This window comes from Streptomyces sp. CHD11, assembly GCF_018638295.1.
Taxonomy (GTDB): Bacteria; Actinomycetota; Actinomycetes; order Streptomycetales; family Streptomycetaceae; genus Streptomyces.
In genome coordinates, this window is the sequence record NZ_JABTTS010000012.1 from 1 (window position 1) to 19,651 (window position 19,651).

The 19,651-nt window shown below is 69.9% G+C and carries 19 protein-coding genes; 15 read left to right on the plus strand and 4 right to left on the minus strand.

All coding sequences use genetic code 11. The features are described from left to right. Nucleotides 1–262: 262 nt before the first annotated feature. On the minus strand, nt 263–2,572 hold the full coding sequence (locus tag HTV45_RS15315; RefSeq protein WP_215206326.1) for a (Fe-S)-binding protein: 2,310 nt from the start codon (nt 2,570–2,572) through the stop codon (nt 263–265). Between the two features lie 269 nt (nt 2,573–2,841). On the opposite strand from HTV45_RS15315, the gene HTV45_RS15320 reads away from it, so the two are divergent. The 7 genes from HTV45_RS15320 (at nt 2,842) to HTV45_RS15350 (ending at nt 10,744) form a co-directional block, all read left to right on the plus strand. Then, nucleotides 2,842–3,879 carry an MraY family glycosyltransferase gene (locus HTV45_RS15320; protein ID WP_215206327.1) on the plus strand — a complete coding sequence of 346 codons (1,038 nt, stop codon included), beginning with the start codon at nt 2,842–2,844 and terminating at the stop codon, nt 3,877–3,879. Nucleotides 3,880–3,972: 93 nt separating this feature from the next. Continuing rightward, nucleotides 3,973–5,829 carry a molecular chaperone DnaK gene (gene dnaK, locus HTV45_RS15325; protein ID WP_215206328.1) on the plus strand — a complete coding sequence of 619 codons (1,857 nt, stop codon included), beginning with the start codon at nt 3,973–3,975 and terminating at the stop codon, nt 5,827–5,829. Further along, complete coding sequence (grpE, locus tag HTV45_RS15330; RefSeq protein ID WP_215206329.1) at nt 5,826–6,497, plus strand: nucleotide exchange factor GrpE; 672 nt, start codon at nt 5,826–5,828, stop codon at nt 6,495–6,497. The genes dnaK and grpE overlap by 4 nt, the downstream gene beginning before the upstream one ends. A gap of 36 nt (nt 6,498–6,533) precedes the next feature. Then, nucleotides 6,534–7,718 (plus strand): molecular chaperone DnaJ, encoded by a 1,185-nt coding sequence (gene dnaJ / locus HTV45_RS15335; protein ID WP_215206330.1) that lies wholly within the window; start codon nt 6,534–6,536, stop codon nt 7,716–7,718. A 6-nt stretch (nt 7,719–7,724) separates the two neighbouring features. Next, nucleotides 7,725–8,174: a heat shock protein transcriptional repressor HspR gene (locus HTV45_RS15340; protein ID WP_215206331.1), complete on the plus strand. Its 450-nt coding sequence runs from the start codon at nt 7,725–7,727 to the stop codon at nt 8,172–8,174. Between the two features lie 274 nt (nt 8,175–8,448). Next, nucleotides 8,449–9,555 carry a substrate-binding domain-containing protein gene (locus tag HTV45_RS15345; RefSeq protein WP_251692143.1) on the plus strand — a complete coding sequence of 369 codons (1,107 nt, stop codon included), beginning with the start codon at nt 8,449–8,451 and terminating at the stop codon, nt 9,553–9,555. A gap of 157 nt (nt 9,556–9,712) precedes the next feature. Then, nucleotides 9,713–10,744, plus strand: coding sequence for a helix-turn-helix transcriptional regulator (locus HTV45_RS15350; protein ID WP_215206428.1), 1,032 nt, complete (start codon nt 9,713–9,715; stop codon nt 10,742–10,744). Nucleotides 10,745–10,898: 154 nt separating this feature from the next. Here the strand turns inward: HTV45_RS15350 and HTV45_RS15355 are convergent, their stop codons facing one another. After that, a complete protein-coding gene (locus tag HTV45_RS15355; RefSeq protein WP_215206333.1) occupies nt 10,899–11,885 on the minus strand; it encodes a helix-turn-helix transcriptional regulator in 987 nt (328 codons plus the stop codon). Nucleotides 11,886–12,017: 132 nt separating this feature from the next. On the opposite strand from HTV45_RS15355, the gene HTV45_RS15360 reads away from it, so the two are divergent. Together HTV45_RS15360 and HTV45_RS15365 are read left to right on the plus strand one after the other, a co-directional pair. Further along, the gene (locus HTV45_RS15360; RefSeq protein WP_215206435.1) at nt 12,018–12,197 is read left to right on the plus strand and encodes a hypothetical protein; all 180 of its coding nucleotides are present in this window, start codon (nt 12,018–12,020) and stop codon (nt 12,195–12,197) included. 5 nt (nt 12,198–12,202) lie between these two features. After that, nucleotides 12,203–12,538, plus strand: a complete 336-nt coding sequence (locus tag HTV45_RS15365; protein ID WP_215206334.1) for a hypothetical protein — start codon at nt 12,203–12,205, stop codon at nt 12,536–12,538. A 167-nt stretch (nt 12,539–12,705) separates the two neighbouring features. Here HTV45_RS15365 and HTV45_RS15370 read toward each other — a convergent pair whose 3' ends face one another. Further along, on the minus strand, nt 12,706–13,122 hold the full coding sequence (locus tag HTV45_RS15370) for a pyridoxamine 5'-phosphate oxidase family protein (RefSeq protein WP_215206335.1): 417 nt from the start codon (nt 13,120–13,122) through the stop codon (nt 12,706–12,708). A 146-nt stretch (nt 13,123–13,268) separates the two neighbouring features. Here HTV45_RS15370 and clpB point away from each other — a divergent pair, with 146 nt between their 5' ends. The 4 genes from clpB to HTV45_RS15390 all read left to right on the plus strand — a co-directional run bounded on the left by clpB (nt 13,269) and on the right by HTV45_RS15390 (nt 17,916). Continuing rightward, entirely contained in the window at nt 13,269–15,869 is a 2,601-nt protein-coding gene (gene clpB, locus HTV45_RS15375; RefSeq protein WP_215206429.1) for an ATP-dependent chaperone ClpB, read from the plus strand. A 197-nt stretch (nt 15,870–16,066) separates the two neighbouring features. After that, entirely contained in the window at nt 16,067–16,597 is a 531-nt protein-coding gene (locus tag HTV45_RS15380) for a YbjN domain-containing protein (protein ID WP_215206336.1), read from the plus strand. Nucleotides 16,598–16,782: 185 nt separating this feature from the next. Next, nucleotides 16,783–17,196, plus strand: coding sequence for a hypothetical protein (locus HTV45_RS15385; RefSeq protein ID WP_215206337.1), 414 nt, complete (start codon nt 16,783–16,785; stop codon nt 17,194–17,196). Nucleotides 17,197–17,298: 102 nt separating this feature from the next. Beyond that, nucleotides 17,299–17,916: a DUF1707 domain-containing protein gene (locus tag HTV45_RS15390; RefSeq protein WP_215206338.1), complete on the plus strand. Its 618-nt coding sequence runs from the start codon at nt 17,299–17,301 to the stop codon at nt 17,914–17,916. On the opposite strand, the gene HTV45_RS15395 is transcribed toward HTV45_RS15390, so the two are convergent. Next, complete coding sequence (locus tag HTV45_RS15395; protein WP_215206339.1) at nt 17,913–18,458, minus strand: ATP-binding protein; 546 nt, start codon at nt 18,456–18,458, stop codon at nt 17,913–17,915. The genes HTV45_RS15390 and HTV45_RS15395 overlap by 4 nt on opposite strands. A 180-nt stretch (nt 18,459–18,638) precedes the next feature. Here HTV45_RS15395 and HTV45_RS15400 point away from each other — a divergent pair, with 180 nt between their 5' ends. Together HTV45_RS15400 and HTV45_RS34265 are read left to right on the plus strand one after the other, a co-directional pair. After that, on the plus strand, nt 18,639–19,553 hold the full coding sequence (locus HTV45_RS15400) for a helix-turn-helix transcriptional regulator (RefSeq protein WP_215206430.1): 915 nt from the start codon (nt 18,639–18,641) through the stop codon (nt 19,551–19,553). Then, nucleotides 19,516–19,647, plus strand: a complete 132-nt coding sequence (locus tag HTV45_RS34265) for a DUF397 domain-containing protein (RefSeq protein WP_308309635.1) — start codon at nt 19,516–19,518, stop codon at nt 19,645–19,647. The genes HTV45_RS15400 and HTV45_RS34265 overlap by 38 nt, the downstream gene beginning before the upstream one ends. The last annotated feature ends 4 nt before the right edge of the window (nt 19,648–19,651 follow it).

Consider the following 19,651-nt stretch of genomic DNA (forward strand, 5'->3'; position numbering starts at 1 on the left):
GCCCGGTACCTCGTCCCGGCCCGGCGGCCCGGTACCTCGTCCCGGCCCGGCGGCCCGGTACCTCGTCCCGGCCCGGCAGCCCGGTCCACCGGGCCTCCCCCGGCAGCCGACCCGCTCGGTGTGAGGCGGTGCGTGGCTTGTGCGGCCCGCCCCGGCCCGGGGCGGGCGGCCAGGGCGGGCGGTGCCGTCGTGCGGGCGGGAGTACGCCGAAGGGGGCCGTCCTCGCGGACGGCCCCCTTCGGCGATGCGGCGCGGTGCCGGGCTACTTCACCGGCTCCGGCTCCGGAGCGGGCTCGCTCTCCTCCTCACCGGCCGGGTCGACCGGCGGCGTCTTGACGGACTCCAGCAGCAGCTGGGCGACGTCGACGACCTGGATGGACTCCTTGGCGGCACCGCCCGCGGCGGAGCCGCTTTCAGCCGCAGCCTTCTTGCCGTTGACCGAGTCGGTCAGCATGACCAGGCAGAACGGGCAGGCGGTGGAGATGATGTCCGGGTTCAGGGCGAGGGCCTCGTCGACGCGCTCGTTGTTGACGCGCTTGCCGATCCGCTCCTCCATCCACATCCGGGCGCCGCCCGCGCCGCAGCAGAAGCCGCGCTCCTTGTGGCGGTGCATCTCCTCGTTGCGCAGGCCCGGGACCTTGCCGATGATCTCGCGCGGCGGCGTGTAGATCTTGTTGTGGCGGCCCAGGTAGCACGGGTCGTGGTACGTGATGAGGCCCTCGACCGGGGTGACCGGGATGAGCTTGCCCTCGTCCACCAGGTGCTGGAGCAGCTGGGTGTGGTGGATGACCTCGTAGTCGCCGCCGAGCTGCGGGTACTCGTTGCCGAGGGTGTTGAGGCAGTGCGGGCAGGTGGCGACGATCTTCTTCGCCGACCGGGGCTTCCTGGACTCCTCGGTGAAGTTGCCCTCGTCGTCCATCTCCTCGCCGAAGGCCATGTTCAGCGCGGAGACGTTCTCCATGCCGAGCTCCTGGAACAGGGGCTCGTTGCCGAGGCGCCGCGCGGAGTCACCGGTGCACTTCTCGTCGCCGCCCATGATCGCGAACTTGACGCCCGCGATGTGCAGCAGCTCCGCGAAGGCCTTGGTGGTCTTCTTGGCGCGGTCCTCCAGGGCACCGGCGCAGCCGACCCAGTACAGGTACTCGACCTCGGAGAGGTCCTCGATGTCCTTGCCGACGACCGGGACCTCGAAGTCGACCTCCTTGAGCCACTCCAGGCGCTGCTTCTTCGCCAGGCCCCAGGGGTTGCCCTTCTTCTCCAGGTTCTTGAGCATCGTGCCCGCCTCGGACGGGAACGCGGACTCGATCATCACCTGGTAGCGGCGCATGTCGACGATGTGGTCGACGTGCTCGATGTCCACCGGGCACTGCTCGACGCAGGCGCCGCAGGTGGTGCAGGACCACAGGACGTCGGGGTCGATGACGCCGTTCTCCTCGGCGGTGCCGATCAGCGGGCGCTCGGCCTCGGCGAGGGCGGCGGCGGGCACGCCGGCCAGCTGCTCCTCGGACGCCTTCTCCTCGCCCTCCATGGTCTTGCCGCCGCCGGCCAGCAGGTAGGGGGCCTTGGCGTGCGCGTGGTCGCGCAGGGACATGATCAGGAGCTTGGGGGAGAGCGGCTTGCCGGTGTTCCAGGCGGGGCACTGCGACTGGCAGCGGCCGCACTCGGTGCAGGTGGAGAAGTCCAGCAGGCCCTTCCAGGAGAACTGCTCGACCTGGGAGACGCCGAAGACGTCGTCGTCGCCGGGGTCGGTGAAGTCGATCGGCTTGCCGCCGCTCGTCATCGCGGGGAGCGCGCCCAGGGCGGTCCCGCCGTCGGCCTCGCGCTTGAACCAGATGTTCGGGAAGGCGAGGAAGCGGTGCCAGGCCACACCCATGTTGAGGGTGAGCGAGACGACGATCATCCAGACGAACGAGGTCCCGATCTTGACCATGGCGGTCAGGTAGACCAGGTTCTGCAGCGTTCCGACCGACAGCCCGTCGAAGGCGAGGACCAGCGGGTACGAGGCGAAGTACGCGGGCTCGTAGGCGTCCACGTGGTGCAGGGCGCCCTCCAGGCCGCGCAGCACGTAGATGGCCAGGCCGATGGTGAGGATGACGGCCTCGACGAAGTACGCCTGGCCGGACTTGGAGCCGGTGAAGCGGGACTTGCGGCCCGGACGGGTCGGCAGGCTGAGCAGCCGGATGACGATGAGGACGGCGATGCCGAGCACGGTCATCACGCCGATGAACTCGATGTACATCTCGAACGGCAGGAAGCCGCCGATGACCGGCAGTACCCAGTCGGCCTGGAAGAGCTGGCCGAAGGCCTGGGCGAGGGTCGGCGGCAGCGTCAGGAAGCCGACGGCGACGAACCAGTGGGCGATGCCGACGATGCCCCACCGGTTCATGCGGGTGTGCCCGAGGAACTCCTTCACCAGGGTCACACTGCGCTGGTAGGGGTTGTCGGTCCGGGTGCCTGCCGGGACCGGCTGGCCCAGCTTGAAGTACCGGACGAACTGGCCGATCGCGCGTGCGAGCAGCGCGACGCCGACCACGGTCAGAACCAGCGACACGATGATCGCGGCGAGTTGCATGGGGGCTCCTCGGGCCTGCGAGGGGTTTCGAGAGGGATGTCCGGGTCTCCCCGGGGTTCCCGTACGGCTTCCCCGGGATTACTAAGCGGTAACTTATGCAGTCCGTCTGAGACTACCCCGATCCCCGGCCGCACTGTAGCCGGGCACGGGGTGATCTGAATCGCTGAGGGTTGCCTACGGAGACGGGCTCCGGAGCCGTCCCGGATGGCGTCCGGGATCCGATCGTGTTATTCACGCTAAATCGGTCGATACGCCCCTAACTTATATCCGTGCTCTCTGGGATCGCCGCCGCCGCCACCGCCCTGCTGCTGTCCGCCCTTCTCACGGCGCTGCTGCGGGTCCCCGCCCTGCGCCTGGGAATCCTGGACCGCAGGCGGCGTCGCCCGGTGCCGCTGTCCGGGGGAGTGGCCGTGGCGCTGGTCACCGGACTGGTCGCGGTCGCCGGGGAGCGGGCCGGAGTCGCGCCGCTCGGCGGCGGGGTCGCCCGGCTGCTGGCCGCCGCCGCGTGCGTGGGCGTGCTGGGGCTGGCCGTCGACGTCTGGCGGCTGCGGTGGTGGGTGCCGCTCGCCGGTACGGCGGTGGCGGCGGCGTGGGTCGTGCCGTACGGGGAGACCGGGGCGGTGACCGGGATGCTCGCGGCGGGGTGGATCGTGGCGGTCACCGCCGCCTTCCGGGGGCTGAACCACGCCGACGGGCTGGCCGGCGCCGTGGGGACGGTGACCGCGTTCGGTGTGGCGGCCTGCGCGGCGGCCGAGCTGATGGACGGGATCGCGGTGCTGCTGAGCGTGCTGGCCGCCGCGCTCGCCGGGTTCCTGCTGCACAACTGGCATCCCGCGCGGGCGGCGCTCGGGGCGGGCGGGTCGCTGTTCACCGGGTTCGTGCTGGCCTCGGCGGCGGTCTTCGTGCGGGCCGGGCAGGACGCCGGGGCCGGAGCCGGGGTGCTGTTCGCGCTCACCGCCGTGGTGTGCGCGGACGCCGTCCTGGTGGTGCTCGCGCGGCGGCTGGCCCGGTGGCCCCTGACGCGCGGCCGGCCGGACCACCTCGGGCACCGGCTGCGCCGGCTGGGCCTCGCTCCCCGCGCGGTGGCCGTCCTGCCCGGTGTGGCCGCGCTGGGCGGGGTACTGGTGGGGGTGGCCGTGCACACCGGGCGGATGTCCGGGGGCGCGCTGTGGTGGGTGGCGGCGGCCGCCGCCGTGGTCGTCCTGGCGCTCGTACGCCTTCCCGTCACCCCCGCGTTCCGGGCCCGTCAGCGATCTTCCAGTGTGTCGACGCAGGTCAGGGAGCAGTTGCGTGTAAGGAACGGATAAGAGTTGAGTCCGCCCGACTCAGCTCTGTTGACCCGACGGCGGACGTCATGCATGCTTGAGCCTGTTCCACTCAAGTCAGCTGGAGGAATCGAAATGGCACGTGCGGTCGGCATCGACCTGGGCACGACTAACTCCGTCGTCAGCGTTCTGGAGGGCGGCGAGCCCACCGTCATCACCAACGCCGAGGGCGCCAGGACCACGCCGTCCGTCGTCGCCTTCGCCAAGAACGGCGAGGTGCTGGTCGGCGAGGTGGCCAAGCGCCAGGCGGTGACCAACGTCGACAGGACCATCCGGTCGGTCAAGCGTCACATGGGCACGGACTGGAAGATCGAGCTCGACGGGAAGACCTTCAACCCGCAGCAGATGAGCGCCTTCGTGCTGCAGAAGCTGAAGCGCGACGCGGAGTCCTACCTGGGCGAGAAGGTCACGGACGCGGTCATCACCGTCCCGGCGTACTTCAACGACGCCGAGCGCCAGGCGACCAAGGAGGCCGGCGAGATCGCCGGTCTGAACGTGCTGCGCATCGTCAACGAGCCCACGGCCGCCGCCCTGGCGTACGGCCTGGACAAGGACGAGCAGGTCATCCTGGTCTTCGACCTCGGTGGCGGTACGTTCGACGTGTCGCTGCTGGAGATCGGCGACGGCGTCGTCGAGGTGAAGGCCACCAACGGTGACAACAGCCTCGGTGGCGACGACTGGGACCAGCGCGTCGTCGACTACCTGGTCAAGCAGTTCCAGTCCGGGCACGGCGTGGACCTGGGCAAGGACAAGATGGCGCTCCAGCGCCTGCGCGAGGCCGCCGAGAAGGCGAAGATCGAGCTGTCCTCGTCCACCGAGACCACGATCAACCTGCCCTACATCACCGCCTCCGCCGAGGGCCCCCTGCACCTCGACGAGAAGCTGACCCGCGCCCAGTTCCAGCAGCTCACCGCAGACCTGCTCGAGCGCTGCAAGACGCCGTTCCACAACGTCATCAAGGACGCCGGCATCTCCATCAGCGAGATCGACCACGTCGTCCTGGTCGGCGGCTCCACCCGTATGCCCGCCGTCGCCGAGCTCGTCAGGGAGCTGACCGGCGGCAAGGAGGCCAACAAGGGTGTGAACCCGGACGAGGTCGTCTCGATCGGCGCCGCGCTCCAGGCCGGTGTGCTCAAGGGTGAGGTCAAGGACGTCCTGCTGCTCGATGTCACCCCGCTGTCCCTCGGTATCGAGACCAAGGGCGGCATCATGACCAAGCTGATCGAGCGCAACACCACGATCCCGACGAAGCGCTCCGAGATCTTCACCACGGCCGAGGACAACCAGCCGTCGGTGCAGATCCAGGTCTACCAGGGCGAGCGCGAGATCGCCGCGTACAACAAGAAGCTCGGTATGTTCGAGCTGACCGGGCTGCCCCCGGCGCCGCGCGGCGTCCCGCAGATCGAGGTCTCCTTCGACATCGACGCCAACGGCATCATGCATGTCACGGCGAAGGACCTCGGCACCGGCAAGGAGCAGAAGATGACCGTCACCGGCGGCTCCTCGCTGCCGAAGGACGAGGTCGACCGGATGCGCCAGGAGGCCGAGAAGTACGCGGAGGAGGACCACGCCCGCCGCGAGGCCGCCGAGTCCCGCAACCAGGGCGAGCAGCTCGTCTACCAGACGGAGAAGTTCCTCAGCGACAACGCGGACAAGGTCCCCGGTGAGATCAAGACCGAGGTCGAGGGTGCCGTCGCGGAGCTGAAGGAGAAGCTCAAGGGCGACGACAGCGCCGAGATCCGCACCGCCACGGAGAAGGTCGCCGCCGTCTCCCAGAAGCTGGGCCAGGCGATGTACGCCGACGCCCAGGGCGCCCAGGCGGCCGGCGGTGCCTCCGACGGAGCCGGTCCGGGCGCCGGTGACAGCAAGGTGGACGACGACGTCGTCGACGCGGAGATCGTCGACGAGGACCGCAAGGACGGTGCGGCGTGACCGAGGAGACCCCGGGCTTCGACGAGCAGTCGCAGCAGCCCGACGTCCCCTCCGACGAAGCCGAGCCGAAGGCCGCCACCCCCTCTGCCGAGGAGGAGGCGGCGGCCCCGGCCGGGGACGACACGGGCCAGAGCGCTGCTCTGGTGGCACAGTTGGACCAGGCGCGTACGGCGCTCGGTGAGCGCACGGCCGACCTCCAGCGCCTCCAGGCCGAGTTCCAGAACTACCGGCGCCGGGTCGAGCGGGACCGCGTCGCGGTCAAGGAGGTCGCCGTGGCGAACCTCCTGACCGAGCTGCTGCCCGTACTCGACGACGTGGGCCGCGCCCGCGAGCACGGCGAGCTGGTCGGCGGCTTCAAGTCCGTCGCGGAGTCGCTGGAGAGCACGGTGGCCAAGCTGGGCCTCCAGCAGTTCGGCAAGGAGGGCGAGCCCTTCGACCCGACCATCCACGAGGCGCTGATGCACAGCTACGCGCCGGATGTCACCGAGACGACGTGCGTGGCGGTTCTTCAGCCGGGGTATCGCATCGGCGAGCGCACCATCCGCCCCGCGCGGGTGGCCGTCGCCGAGCCGCAGCCCGGCGCGCAGGCGGCCAAGCCGGCCGAGGAGAACACCGAGGCGCAGGACGGCTCGGAGACCAAGGAGAGCGGTGGCCCGGACGAGGGCTGACGCGGCAGCTGACGCAGGGAAGGAGGGACGTCGGGGATGAGCACCAAGGACTTCATCGAGAAGGACTTCTACAAGGTCCTCGGCGTCCCCAAGGACGCCACCGAGGCCGAGATCAAGAAGGCGTACCGGAAGCTCGCGCGCGAGTTCCACCCGGACGCCAACAAGGGCAACACCAAGGCGGAGGAGCGGTTCAAGGAGATCTCCGAGGCGAACGACATCCTCGGCGACCCCAAGAAGCGCAAGGAGTACGACGAGGCGCGCGCGCTCTTCGGCAACGGCGGCTTCCGGCCGGGGCCGGGCGCGGGCGGCGGCGGTTCCTTCAACTTCGACCTCGGTGACCTCTTCGGGGGACAGCCCGGCGGCAGCGGCCAGCCGGCCGGCGGCTTCGGCGGCGGCCTGGGTGACGTCTTCGGGGGCCTGTTCAACCGCGGCGGCACAGGGACCACGCGGACCCAGCCGCGACGCGGCCAGGACATCGAGTCCGAGGTGACGCTCAGCTTCACCGAGGCGATCGAGGGTGCGACGGTCCCGCTGCGGATGTCGTCACAGGCGGCCTGCAAGGCGTGTTCGGGCACCGGCGACAAGAACGGCACGCCGCGCGTGTGCCCGACCTGCGTCGGCACCGGACAGGTCGCGCGGGGCTCCGGCGGCGGCTTCTCGCTCACCGACCCGTGCCCCGACTGCAAGGGCCGCGGCCTGATCGCGGAGGAGCCCTGCGAGATCTGCAAGGGCAGCGGCCGTGCCAAGTCCTCGCGGACGATGCAGGTGCGTATCCCCGCGGGCGTCAGTGACGGGCAGCGGATCCGGCTGCGCGGCAAGGGCGCTCCGGGGGAACGCGGCGGACCGGCCGGCGACCTGTATGTCGTCGTGCATGTCGGCGCGCATCCGGTGTTCGGACGCAAGGACGACAACCTCACCGTCACCGTCCCGGTGACGTACGCCGAGGCGGCGCTCGGCGGCGAGGTGCGGGTCCCGACGCTGGGCGGTGCGCCGGTCACCCTGAAGCTCCCGCCGGGTACGCCCAACGGGCGCACCATGCGGGCGCGGGGCAAGGGCGCGGTCCGCAAGGACGGCACCCGCGGGGATCTGCTGGTCACCGTCGAGGTGAGTGTTCCGGCGGATCTGTCGGGGAAGGCTCGTGAAGCGCTGGAGGCGTATCGCGAGGCGACCGCGGACGAGGATCCGCGGGCGGAGCTGTTCCAGGCCGCGAAGGGAGCTTGATTGCAGATGGACGGCCGTCGACGCAACCCGTACGAACTGACCCAGGACACCCCGGTCTATGTCATTTCGGTGGCGGCCCAGCTCTCCGGCCTGCACCCGCAGACCCTGCGTCAGTACGACCGGCTGGGGCTCGTGTCGCCGGACCGTACGGCCGGCCGGGGACGGCGCTACTCGGCCCGTGACATCGAGTTGCTCCGTCAGGTGCAGCAGCTGTCCCAGACCGAGGGCATCAACCTGGCCGGAATCAAGCGCATCATCGAGCTGGAGAACCAGGTAGCCGCTCTCCAGGCCCGGGTGGTGGAGCTGGAGGACGCGCTCGACGGAGCGGCGACGGCGATGCGTCAGCGCGAGGCCGCGGTGCACGCCTCGTACCGCCGCGATCTGGTGCCGTACCAGGAGGTGCAGCAGACCAGCGCGCTGGTGGTGTGGCGGCCGAAGCGGCAGCAGTCCGACTGAAGCACAGGTCAAGTGGGGTAAGAGGCCCGGGGGGTCGCCAACCCCCGGGCCCCTTCTCTTATGCTCGAACACGTCTGTGATTATGGTATGGCTGCGTGTCCAGATGATCCTCGCCGGGTTTTCGCAGGTCTTCCACGAGTTCAGCGCACCGTGCTGTGTCCATCTCGTTAAGTGGCTGACCTTGACTCCGATGGGGGCTGAAGCGTTGTCTTTTCAGACACATGGGCCGCAAAGCTGAGCCCACGTCCAAAACGCACCTGAAGTGAGCCCTCGCATGCGTCGTATCGCCATATCCGTGGCCGTCACCTCGATGTCCGTCATGCTCGCCGGCTGCGGAGTGCTCAACGCGACCGACACCAGTGACGACGCCAGCCCTGCCAAGGGGGACGACATCACCGTCGGCCTGCTCCTGCCGGAGAAGGCGAACACCCGGTACGAGCAGTTCGACTACCCCTTCTTCAAGGACAAGGTGGAGTCCCTCACCAACAACAAGGGTGAGGTCGAGTACGCCAACGCCGAGGCGGACGCCGACAGGCAGGCCAGCCAGATGCAGCGGATGATCGACGACGAGGTCGACGTGATCGTGCTGGACGCGGTCGACTCGAAGGCCATCGCGCCGAGCGTGCAGAAGGCCAAGGACGCGGCCATCCCGGTCATCGCCTACGACCGGCTGGCCGAGGGTCCGATCGACGCGTACATCTCCTTCGACAACGGGCTGGTCGGCGAGGTGCAGGCCCGTACCCTGCTGGAGTCGTTCGGCGGGGACGTCAGCATCACCGACAAGATCGTGATGATGAACGGCTCGTCGACCGACCCCAACGCCAAGCAGTTCAAGGCGGCCGCGCTCTCCGAGCTCAAGGGCAAGGTGACGATCGCCAAGTCCTTCGACACCAAGGACTGGAAGCCGGAGAACGCCGAGGCCAACATGACCGAGGCGATCAACGCGATCGGCGCGGACGACATCGCCGCGGTCTACTCCGCGAACGACGGCATGGCGGGCGGCATCGTCAAGGCGCTGCGGGCGGCCGGCGTGACCGATCTGCCCCCGATCACCGGCCAGGACGCCGAACTCGCGGCCGTGCAGCGGATCGTCACCGGCGAGCAGTACATGAGCGTGTACAAGTCCTACCCGGAGGAGGCGGAGAACGCCGCGGAGATGGCGGTGGCCCGGGTCCAGGGCCGGGACATCCAGTTCGACGCGCTGACCCGCGACCGGGTGGACAGCCCCACCCACCAGGACATCCCGGCGCAGCTTGTGCCCGTGGTCGCCCTGACGAAGGACAACATCGAGGACACCGTCCTCGCCGACGAGTTCTTCCAGGTGTCCGACATCTGCACCGCGGAGTTCAAGGAAGCCTGCGCGGCGATCAAGCTGAAGTAGCCTCCGTCCGCGGGCCGGAGCCGCCCCGCGTCGGCAGGCGGCGGCCCGTCGGTATCCGGCCACCCGCCGGCGCCGGTCCCGGGGTGTGTTGCACAGCCGGTTCCGGCCGCGCATAGTTGCGCTGCGGAAAGTGGCTGAACCGGGGGTGGGATGGGCGATGGCCGGGCACGGGACGGACGGGCATCCACACGGTGCTGACCGACTGTGCGAGGCCGGGGATCGCGTGTATTCCCGGGCCGTACGGCGCGGACGGCTGCCGCGCCGGGACGCGGAACCGGTGCCCTGTCTGCTGGAACTGGCTCTGCTGCACCCGGATCCCGACGACATGGACTGGCTGGTGCCGACCGCCCCGCAGGAGGTCATGACGCGGCTGCTGCGCGGGATGTACGACGAGGTGAGCGAGAGCCAGCGCCGGGTGGGCTCGGCCGTGTCGGCCTTCGAGTGGTACGCCGCCCTGGGGGGCCGGCTGACCGCGTCACGGTCCGCGGCGGAGGGCCCGGCGATCCGGGTGCTGGACGGACTGGGGCGTATTCAGGCCGCGATGGACGAGGCGACCCAGGCCTGCACCACCGAGGTGCTGACCGTCCAGCCCGGCGGTATCCGGCGCGAGGCGGAGCTGTCGGAGGGCCTGCACCGGGCGACGGCGCTGCGCGGCCGGGGCGTGCGGATGCGGGACCTGTACACGCATGTCGCCCGGCACGGGCACGGGCTGCTGTCCTATCTGGAGCTGATGGGCGACGCGGTGCAGGCGCGCACGCTGGACGAGGTGATCGAGCGGCTGATCCTGTTCGACCGCACGGTCGCCTTCATCCCCGCCAACTCCGAGCGGACCATGGCGCTGGAGCTGCGCCACCCGGCGCTGGTGGAGTATCTGGGCACGGTCTTCGAGCGGCTGTGGCGGCTCGCCATCCCGCTGACCGTCCCGCTGCCCGACACCGGCATCGAGGGCATCTCGCACCGCGAGCAGTCCATCGCCGCGCTGCTGGCGGAGGGCCATCAGGACGCGGTGATCGCGGAACGGCTGGGCATCAGCGTCCGTACCTGCCGGGCGCACATCGCCCGTCTGTCGGAGACGCTGGGCGCGGCGAGCCGTACCCAGCTGGGGGTGCGGATCGCCCAGGCGGGCCTGGACGGATCCCGGGCGGGGTCGGTCACTCCGCCCGGTCGAGGATCCCCGAGCGCGCGATGAGGAACCCGCGCCGGGTGCGGCTGCCGCTGCCCGGGGCCGCGGCGAGCCCGGCGATGTGCTCGCGGGCGGCGCGGATCCGGCCACCGCGGTCGGGCAGGGCCTCCGGCCCGTCGTCACGGGCGTCCGGTGTCCTGCCCCCGGTGCGCTCCCCGGATCACCGGTCCTGCTGCAGGATTCCCGACTGTGCGATCAGGAAGCCCAGTTGCGCGCGGCTGCCGCTGCCGAGGGCGGAGGCGAGCTTGGCTATGTGCGCGCGGCAGGTACGGACGTTCATCCCGAGGCGGCGTGCGATCGCCTCGTCGACGTGGCCCTCGACGAGCAGTTTCGCGATGGAGTGCTGGATCTCGGTGATGCCGTCGGGCGCGGTCTCGTAGGGGGCGCCGGCGGTCAGCGGGACGGCCCTGTTCCACATGAACTCGAAGACCTTGACCAGGTAGCGGACCAGGCCGGGGTGGCGGAGTTCCAGGGCCACCTGCCGGTCCTCCCGGATGGGGATGAAGGCGACGGTGTCGTCGCAGATGATGAGCCGTTCGACGAGTTCGTCGATGGTGCGGTACTCCACCTTGCCGTCGGTGAAGTGGTCGCCGTAGGCCAGCCGGTCGGGACTGAACCGGGCGGTGTGCTGGTAGAGAGTCCGTATGCGCACCCCGCGGTCGATCAGCGGCCTGTCCCGTTCCAGTGCTTCCAGGAGCCGGTTCTCGGGGCGGCGGTGGGCGCTCGGCTGCACGGTGAGCATCTCGGAGTGGCACTGGGCGGTCGCCAGGTCGAGTGCGGAGTTGATGCGGTCGAGGCCTTCGAGCACGGTGATGGAGTGGGTCGGGCTCGTCTCCTGCGTGCTGATGTCCATGAACGGCTCGAAAGCCTCGGCGAGTGTGATGGACAGCCGCCGCTGCTCGGTTATCTCGCGTTCGATGGGGTTGAGCCGCTGGGCGAGGGCCACCGACGGCGGTACCGGCCGCAGCCGGCTCGCGTCGTCCGGGTCGGGATGGAGGAGGGCGAGTTCCATCAGGCAGGGGGCGGTCTCGGCCTCCGTGCGCGGTATGCGTCCGGCGCGGAGGGCGTCCGCGTAGAGGCGGCTCCCCTCCGGGCACAGAGCTGTCACCGTATGGGGATGTGTCGCATTAGTCCCGTTTGTTGCCAAAACTCCACCCCCCAGGGTCCTGAACGTGCAGGAACATGATGCACCGATTGTGTGGCCATGACGTGCCCGAATGAGCCATCGTCTTATCCGACGGGGGATAGAGGGGACCTTCAAGTGAGGACGAAGCCGACTATGCGTAACAGAATGCTTCGCTCGGTGCTTGTCGCCGCCTTCTCCGCCGTTGTGGCCTTCGGCACCCTGGCCGGCCTCTCCGGCGCGGAGAGCGACGCGCACCACGTGGGCAGTAATCAGACCCTTGTGGTCGTCGACGACGCACCACTGGCCTTCCCGGCCGACAGCACCTGGGACTGATGGCGATGACCACACCACCCGACGACCGCTCCTTTCGCCGTGAGATGGCGACCGCCTACCGATCCGGATGGCACTTCATCGATCTGGTCACCGCCGTTCCGCACAGTGGTGACTCGTTGATGGTGACCGTCTTCGGTGAGCCGGTCGTCGTCACGCGGGACGAGGACGGAGACGTGCGGGCGTACCGGTGTCTTCGGCGGCCGAGGGGCGCGCCGAAGCCCGTACGGTGTGCCGTCCGGTACGGAATGATCTTTGTGAACCTTGACCAGCGGGACCACCGGCAGGTGGAGTCCGACTCCCCCGCCGCCAGGACCATCTCGGCCACCCCCCGCAGCGCCTGACGCGATTCCCCCGTCGTAAAAAGATCGCGCAGGCGCTTCCCCCCGCAGCGGCGTCACCGTGACCTGAACACGGTGACGCCGCTGCAGTTCTGGGGACATTTCCGGGTATCGGGCGATCTCCCGATGGCCAGGATCCGTCGCTCGGCCGTGCGGACGGCGCCGCTACCTCACCCCCGCCCCATCGCACGGGTGAGGGTGATCTCGATGGCCACCCGGGAGGGGTTCGGCCCCGGCATCCGCCCGTAGCGCTCCGCGTACCGCCGCACCGCCTCCTCGACATGCTCCGGCTCCTCGCGGACCACCGCGCGCCCCTCCAGCGTCGCCCACCGCCGGCCGTCCACCTGGCAGACCGCGACGGGTGCCCCCGCCTCGCCCGCCGCCCGCACATGGCGCGCCTTCGCGCTCGTTCTGTTCGTGATGATCCGGGCCAGGAGCGTCCCGGGGTCGTAGGTCACTCCGACGGGTACCAGGTGCGGGGTGCCGTCCGGACGGAGGGTGGTCAGCGTGCACAGGTGCCGCTCGCGCCAGAAGCTGAGGTACGAGTCGTCCGGATCGCCGGGATCCACCGAGTATGTGAGAGCCATGGCCCGGAACCTAGCCCCGCCACACTCCCATCCACCACCTTGAGTGCAATAGACTCAAGTTTGTGTACGCTGACGGAGTCAGCAGCGTGGCCCGCGACGGGCCACGTCTGCGGTCGCCGAAGGTCGCCAAGGAGGAGAACGGACACGTGGACGCCGAGCTGACCAACCGGAGCCGGGACGCCATCAACGCTGCCGGGAACCGGGCCGTGACCGAGGGGCATCCCGACCTCACCCCCGCCCATCTGCTGCTTGCCCTGCTCACCGGGCAGGAGAACGAGAACATCACGGACCTGCTCGCCGCGGCCGACGCCGACCAGGCCGCCGTACGCGCCGGCGCCGAGCGGGTCCTCGCCGGCCTGCCGAGCGTCACCGGGTCCACCGTGGCGCCGCCCCAGCCCAACCGGGAACTGCTCGCCGTCATCGCCGACGCCCAGTCCCGCGCCCGCGAACTCGGCGACGAGTACCTGTCCACCGAACACCTCCTGATCGGCATCGCCGCGAAGGGCGGAGCCTCCGGCGAGATACTGTCCGGGCAGGGCGCCACCGCGAAGAAGCTGCAGGCCGCCTTCCAGAAGACGAGGGGAGCCCGCCGGGTGACCACCGCCGACCCCGAGGGCCAGTACAAGGCCCTGGAGAAGTTCGGCACCGACCTCACCGCCTCCGCCCGCGAGGGCAGGCTGGACCCCGTCATCGGACGGGACCAGGAGATCCGGCGCGTGGTGCAGGTGCTGTCCCGCCGCACCAAGAACAACCCGGTCCTCATCGGCGAGCCCGGCGTCGGCAAGACCGCCGTCGTCGAGGGACTCGCCCAGCGCATCGTCAAGGGCGACGTCCCCGAGTCGCTGAAGAACAAGCGGCTCGTCGCCCTCGACCTCGGCGCCATGGTCGCCGGCGCCAAGTACCGCGGCGAGTTCGAGGAACGCCTGAAGACCGTCCTGGCCGAGATCAAGGACTCCGACGGCCAGATCGTCACCTTCATCGACGAACTGCACACCGTCGTCGGCGCGGGCGCCGGCGGCGACTCCGCCATGGACGCCGGCAACATGCTCAAGCCCATGCTCGCCCGCGGTGAACTCCGCATGGTCGGCGCCACCACCCTCGACGAGTACCGCGAGCGGATCGAGAAGGACCCGGCGCTGGAGCGCCGCTTCCAGCAGGTCCTGGTCGCCGAACCGTCCGTCGAGGACTCCATCGCCATCCTGCGCGGACTCAAGGGCCGCTACGAGGCCCACCACAAGGTCCAGATCGCCGACAGCGCGCTCGTCGCCGCCGCCACCCTCTCCGACCGCTACATCACCTCCCGCTTCCTGCCCGACAAGGCCATCGACCTCGTCGACGAGGCCGCCTCCCGCCTCCGTATGGAGATCGACTCCTCACCCGTGGAGATCGACGAACTCCAGCGCGCCGTCGACCGGTTGCGGATGGAGGAACTGGCCATCGGCAAGGAGACCGACGCGGCCTCGCTGGAACGCCTGGAGCGCCTGCGCCGCGACCTCGCCGACAAGGAGGAGGAACTGCGTGGCCTCAACGCCCGCTGGGAGAAGGAGAAGCAGTCCCTCAACCGGGTCGGCGAGCTGAAGGAGAAGCTCGACGAACTGCGCGGCCAGGCCGAACGCGCCCAGCGCGACGGCGACTTCGACACCGCCTCCAAACTCCTCTACGGCGAGATCCCGGGCGTGGAACGCGACCTGGAGGCCGCCTCCGAGGCCGAGGAGGAAGCGGCCGCCGTGGACACCATGGTCAAGGAAGAGGTCGGCGCCGACGACATCGCCGACGTCGTCGCCTCCTGGACCGGCATCCCGGCCGGCCGCCTGCTGGAGGGCGAGACACAGAAGCTGCTCCGCATGGAGGACGAACTCGGCAAGCGTCTCATCGGCCAGGCCGAGGCCGTACGCGCCGTCTCCGACGCCGTACGCCGCTCCCGCGCGGGCATCGCCGACCCCGACCGCCCCACCGGCTCCTTCCTCTTCCTCGGCCCGACGGGCGTCGGCAAGACCGAGCTGGCGAAGGCCCTCGCCGACTTCCTCTTCGACGACGAGCGGGCGATGATCCGCATCGACATGTCGGAGTACAGCGAGAAACACTCCGTCGCCCGCCTGGTCGGCGCGCCCCCCGGCTACGTCGGCTACGAGGAGGGCGGCCAGCTCACCGAGGCGGTCCGCCGCCGCCCCTACAGCGTCGTGCTCCTCGACGAGGTCGAGAAGGCCCACCCCGAGGTCTTCGACATCCTGCTCCAGGTCCTCGACGACGGCCGTCTCACCGACGGCCAGGGACGCACCGTCGACTTCCGCAACACCATCCTGGTCCTCACCTCCAACCTCGGCAGCCAGTACCTGGTCGACCCGCTGACCACGGAGGCGGAGAAGAAGGAACAGGTCCTGGAGGTGGTCCGGTCCTCGTTCAAGCCCGAGTTCCTCAACCGCCTCGACGACCTGGTGGTCTTCTCCGCCCTCACCAAGCCCGAACTGGAACGCATCGCCAGGCTCCAGCTGGAGTCCCTCGCCCGCCGCCTCGCCGAACGCCGGCTCACCCTGGACGTCACCCCCGGGGCACTGGCCTGGCTGGCCGAGGAGGGCATGGACCCCGCCTACGGCGCCCGCCCGCTGCGCCGCCTCGTGCAGACCGCCATCGGCGACCGCCTCGCCAAGGAGATCCTCTCCGGCGAGATCAAGGACGGCGACACGGTCCGCGTGGACCGCTTCGAGGACGGCCTGCTGGTGGGACCCGCGACGGGCAAGACGCTCTGAGTCCGGCAAGCCGCTCTGAATGAGGAACTGCGCTTTTCGGGCCCGATGTCCCTCTGGGGACGTTGGGCCCGTCCCTCACCGGGTACCCCGCCCTTGACCGGATCGAGTCAGCCCTCGGCTGACAGGCCTGTCGGGGCTTGCCACCCCCCTCCCCGCATGAGGGAGGATGGCGAGATCCGTACGAAGGGAAAATCACGGTGACCATCGACCCGTCCTCGATTCCGAACTTCGGGGGCAAGCAGCCCGAGCCGCAGCCGCAAGGGCCGGCGGGCCCCGTCGTCCCGGATCAGGACCTCGTGAAGCAGCTCCTCGACCAGATGGAGCTGAAGTACGTCGTCGACGACGAGGGTGACCTCGCGGCGCCGTGGGAGCAGTTCCGCACCTACTTCATGTTCCGCGGTGAGGAAGACCAGCAGATCTTTTCCGTCCGGACGTTCTACGACCGGCCGCACCAGATCGACGAGAAGCCCCAGCTGCTCGAGTCCATCGACGACTGGAACCGCCGCACCCTGTGGCCCAAGGTGTACACCCACACCCATGACGACGGCACGGTCCGTCTCATCGGTGAGGCCCAGATGCTGATCGGCATGGGCGTCAGCCTGGAGCACTTCGTCTCGTCGACGGTCAGCTGGGTGCGGGCCGCGATCGAGTTCGACAAGTGGCTCGTCGAGCAGCTCGGCCTGGAGCAGGACGTCAACGAGGCGGACAAGCCCGAGGACGACGCGTAGTCCACTCCGCTTGCGGTGGTACCGCGACGTACGAGCAGGCAGTCCACGGGGAGAGCCCGGACCGGACCTGTCGACCTCCCACGGTCGGCGGATCCGGGCCGGGCTCTCCCCGTGGGTGCCCCCGGGCCGGCCGGATCCTGCGGCCGGGGTGCCGCCGCACCGCGCCGGCCGGGGAGTATCGCGTCATGAGAAGACGTGCCGGTCTCGCCACCGTCCTGTTCACCGCATCCGTTTCCCTGCTGGGGGGCTGCACTCCGGGTTCCGGCACGGCCGGTGACCGCTCCGCCGGGTCCCCGCGGCCGAACGCCACCACCACGGTCGCCCCCGACTCCGCCGCGCGGCTCGCCGACCGCTACCGGAAGGCGGGCGGGAGCGAGGACGTGTACGGCATCCAGCGCGCCGACGGCCCCGGTGGCGTGCCGGTGCTGACCGTGTGGACGCGCGACGCGGACGACGATGCCGAGCCCTTCGACCGCCTGAAGGTCTCGCTCACCGACTACCTGGGGCGCGAGGAAGGCGTGGATCTGAGCGAGGGGTATCTGATCGACGTGTTCGGACCGGACGGAAGCCTTCAGCACCGCCTGGACGCGCGCCCCTAGGGTGCGAATCCGTCCGGCGCGAACCGGGAGACGCGAGCCCCGCCCCGGATCCCGTCCGCGGCCCCGGTCCGTTCGGGCCGTCGGCTGTCTATTCTTGTGACCATGACAGCCCAGCCTCCGGAGCCCTTCTCGCGCCCCGCGCCCTCGGGCGAACTCCGCGCCTCCCACGACGACCGCGAAGCGGTGGTGGAGCAGCTGCGCGACGCGGCAGCCGAGGGGCGCATCGACCTCGACGAGCTGGACACGCGCCTGGAGCAGGCACTGACCTCCAAGACCTACGCCGAGCTGGCCGTCCTGACCGCCGACCTGCCGCAGCAGCAGCCCGCCGCCGACCTGCCGCCCCTGGTGCTCAGGGGCGGCCTCCACGGAGCATCCCGGGGCCCCGGACGCTGGGAGGTCCCCGGGCACGTTGTCGCTCAGGGTGGCCTGGCGGGGGTGAAGCTCGACTTCACCGGGGTCGAGTGCCGCCTCGCGGAGGTCAGGGTGGAGGCGTACGGGGAGGCGGCCGGTGTCACGATCGTCATCCCCGACGGCTGGGCCGCGGACACCAGCGCCATCGACCCCGGCATCGGCGGCCTGAAGGACAAGACCACGTCCGACCGGCTTCCGGGCACCCCGCTGATCCGGCTCACCGGGTCCGGCGGCATCGCGGGCGTGGTCATCCGCCACCCCAACCGCTGGGAGCGCCGCAAGCTGAGCAGCAAGCCGGCACAGGGCTAGGAGACGTGTCCGAGCGGTAGCCCGTCACCCGCCTGGGGCGGGTCCGTGGACACCTCCGCCCACACCGTCTTGCCGACGGGCAGGCGAGGCGCCGACCCCCAGCGCACGGCCAGGGCTTCCACCAGGAGCAGCCCCCGGCCGGACTCACCTTCCGGACACGACGAGGGTGCGGTCGCGGGCGGCCGCTTCGCGGTGGCGGCGTCCGCGACCTCGACCCGGACCAGGCCCGCCGGCTCGTCGAGACCGATCCGCAGGCCGAAGTCCCGTCCCGGCACCCGGCCGTGCCGCACCGCGTTCGCCGCGAGCTCCCCGACGACGAGGGCGATCGCGCACGACGCGTCCGACGCGGGCGGGTGGCCCCAGGTCTCCATGCATCGGACGGCGAAGTGCCGTGCGAGCTGCGCACCTCGGGACGATGAGGTGAACTGCGCGGCGGCCGAGGGCAGCCCACTCCCCTCGCCGACGAGCGTGACGAGGTCCGACGCGGGAGGCGCGGAGTTCCGCCGTGGCCCGTCTCCAGAGGTGATCGTTCCTGTGAGCACGGCTTCGCCCGTCCTTCTCGATAGAGCCCGAGAGATGTCTCGCGGAGTGCACGAGTCATCGCTTTCCGTGTTCAAGGTTCATCGGTTCGCCCTACGCTCGACAGGAGGCGCAGGCTTACCTTTCAGGCCATAAGGAACGGAAGTGACGCTTTGGCCAATGGAATTGACCCCAGCGCGTCGATGGCGGCGCTGTTCGGTGCGCGGGTGCGCAGGCTCCGTACGGCGGCCGGACTCACCCAGGCCGAACTCGGCGCGAAGACGCACGTGGTGAGCACGCGGATCACGCAGATCGAGCGGGCGTCCGGGGCGAAGCCGACGCTGGAGCTGGCGCGTGCGCTGGATGCCGTCCTCGGTGCGGAGGACCTCCTGGTCGAGCTGTGGCCGTACGTGTACCGGGAGGCGTTTCCGGACTGGTCGCGGAAGTTCATGGAGTACTCGGAGCGGGCGGTGGTCATCCGCGAGTACGCGGCTCATGTGGTGCCGGGCTTGTTGCAGACGGAGGACTATGCGCGGGTCGTACTCGGTCTAGACGCTCTGCTGGATGACGAGGAGCAGTTGGAAGAGCGCGTAGCGGCCCGCTTGGGACGGCAGGACCGGTTTGGCCCGCCCAACCGGCCGGAACTGTGCGTGATCCTGGATGAGTCGGTACTGAGGCGCCCGATCGGCGGCCATGCCGTGATGCGAAAGCAGTTGGCACGACTGCTCGACGCTGCTGAAGGGCATCACATCACTGTGCAGGTACTGCCGTTCGACCAAGGCGGGCATGAGGCCATGGGCGGCTCGCTGACGGTCCTGTCCCTGCCGGACGGTTCAGAAGTGGCCTACACCGAGGGTTCGGACTACGGCCAACTTATCGAGGAACCAGTCAATGTCAGTCGCTACAAGCTGATTTACGATCGGCTACGGGCGGCAGCCCTGCCGCCGCTCATGTCACTCGACATGATCCGGTCCACGATGGAGGGCAACTACCGTGGCGTACATGTCCCGTCCCGATCTGACCGGCGCCGCCTGGCGCAAGAGCAGCTACAGCAATCAGGCAGGTGGCAACTGCGTGGAGGTGGCGGACGGATTCCCCGGCGTCGTCCCCGTCCGTGACAGCAAGGTCCCACATGGACCGGCTCTGTGCGTCGAAGCCACTACCTGGGCTTCCTTCATAGGCCAGTTGAAGGTCGGGCACCGCAGTCTCTGAGAGG

What these genes read in the sequence shown, in the direction of transcription:
- HTV45_RS15315 (WP_215206326.1), bottom strand. Translation starts at nt 2,572, where the DNA reads ATGCAACTCGCCGCGATCATCGTGTCGCTGGTTCTGACCGTGGTCGGC.
- dnaK (WP_215206328.1), top strand. Translation starts at nt 3,973, where the DNA reads ATGGCACGTGCGGTCGGCATCGACCTGGGCACGACTAACTCCGTCGTC.
- dnaJ (WP_215206330.1), top strand. Translation starts at nt 6,534, where the DNA reads ATGAGCACCAAGGACTTCATCGAGAAGGACTTCTACAAGGTCCTCGGC.
- HTV45_RS15340 (WP_215206331.1), top strand. Translation starts at nt 7,725, where the DNA reads ATGGACGGCCGTCGACGCAACCCGTACGAACTGACCCAGGACACCCCG.
- HTV45_RS15345 (WP_251692143.1), top strand. Translation starts at nt 8,449, where the DNA reads ATGCGTCGTATCGCCATATCCGTGGCCGTCACCTCGATGTCCGTCATG.
- HTV45_RS15350 (WP_215206428.1), top strand. Translation starts at nt 9,713, where the DNA reads ATGGCCGGGCACGGGACGGACGGGCATCCACACGGTGCTGACCGACTG.
- HTV45_RS15360 (WP_215206435.1), top strand. Translation starts at nt 12,018, where the DNA reads ATGCGTAACAGAATGCTTCGCTCGGTGCTTGTCGCCGCCTTCTCCGCC.
- HTV45_RS15365 (WP_215206334.1), top strand. Translation starts at nt 12,203, where the DNA reads ATGACCACACCACCCGACGACCGCTCCTTTCGCCGTGAGATGGCGACC.
- HTV45_RS15370 (WP_215206335.1), bottom strand. Translation starts at nt 13,122, where the DNA reads ATGGCTCTCACATACTCGGTGGATCCCGGCGATCCGGACGACTCGTAC.
- HTV45_RS15385 (WP_215206337.1), top strand. Translation starts at nt 16,783, where the DNA reads ATGAGAAGACGTGCCGGTCTCGCCACCGTCCTGTTCACCGCATCCGTT.
- HTV45_RS15390 (WP_215206338.1), top strand. Translation starts at nt 17,299, where the DNA reads ATGACAGCCCAGCCTCCGGAGCCCTTCTCGCGCCCCGCGCCCTCGGGC.
- HTV45_RS15400 (WP_215206430.1), top strand. Translation starts at nt 18,639, where the DNA reads ATGGCGGCGCTGTTCGGTGCGCGGGTGCGCAGGCTCCGTACGGCGGCC.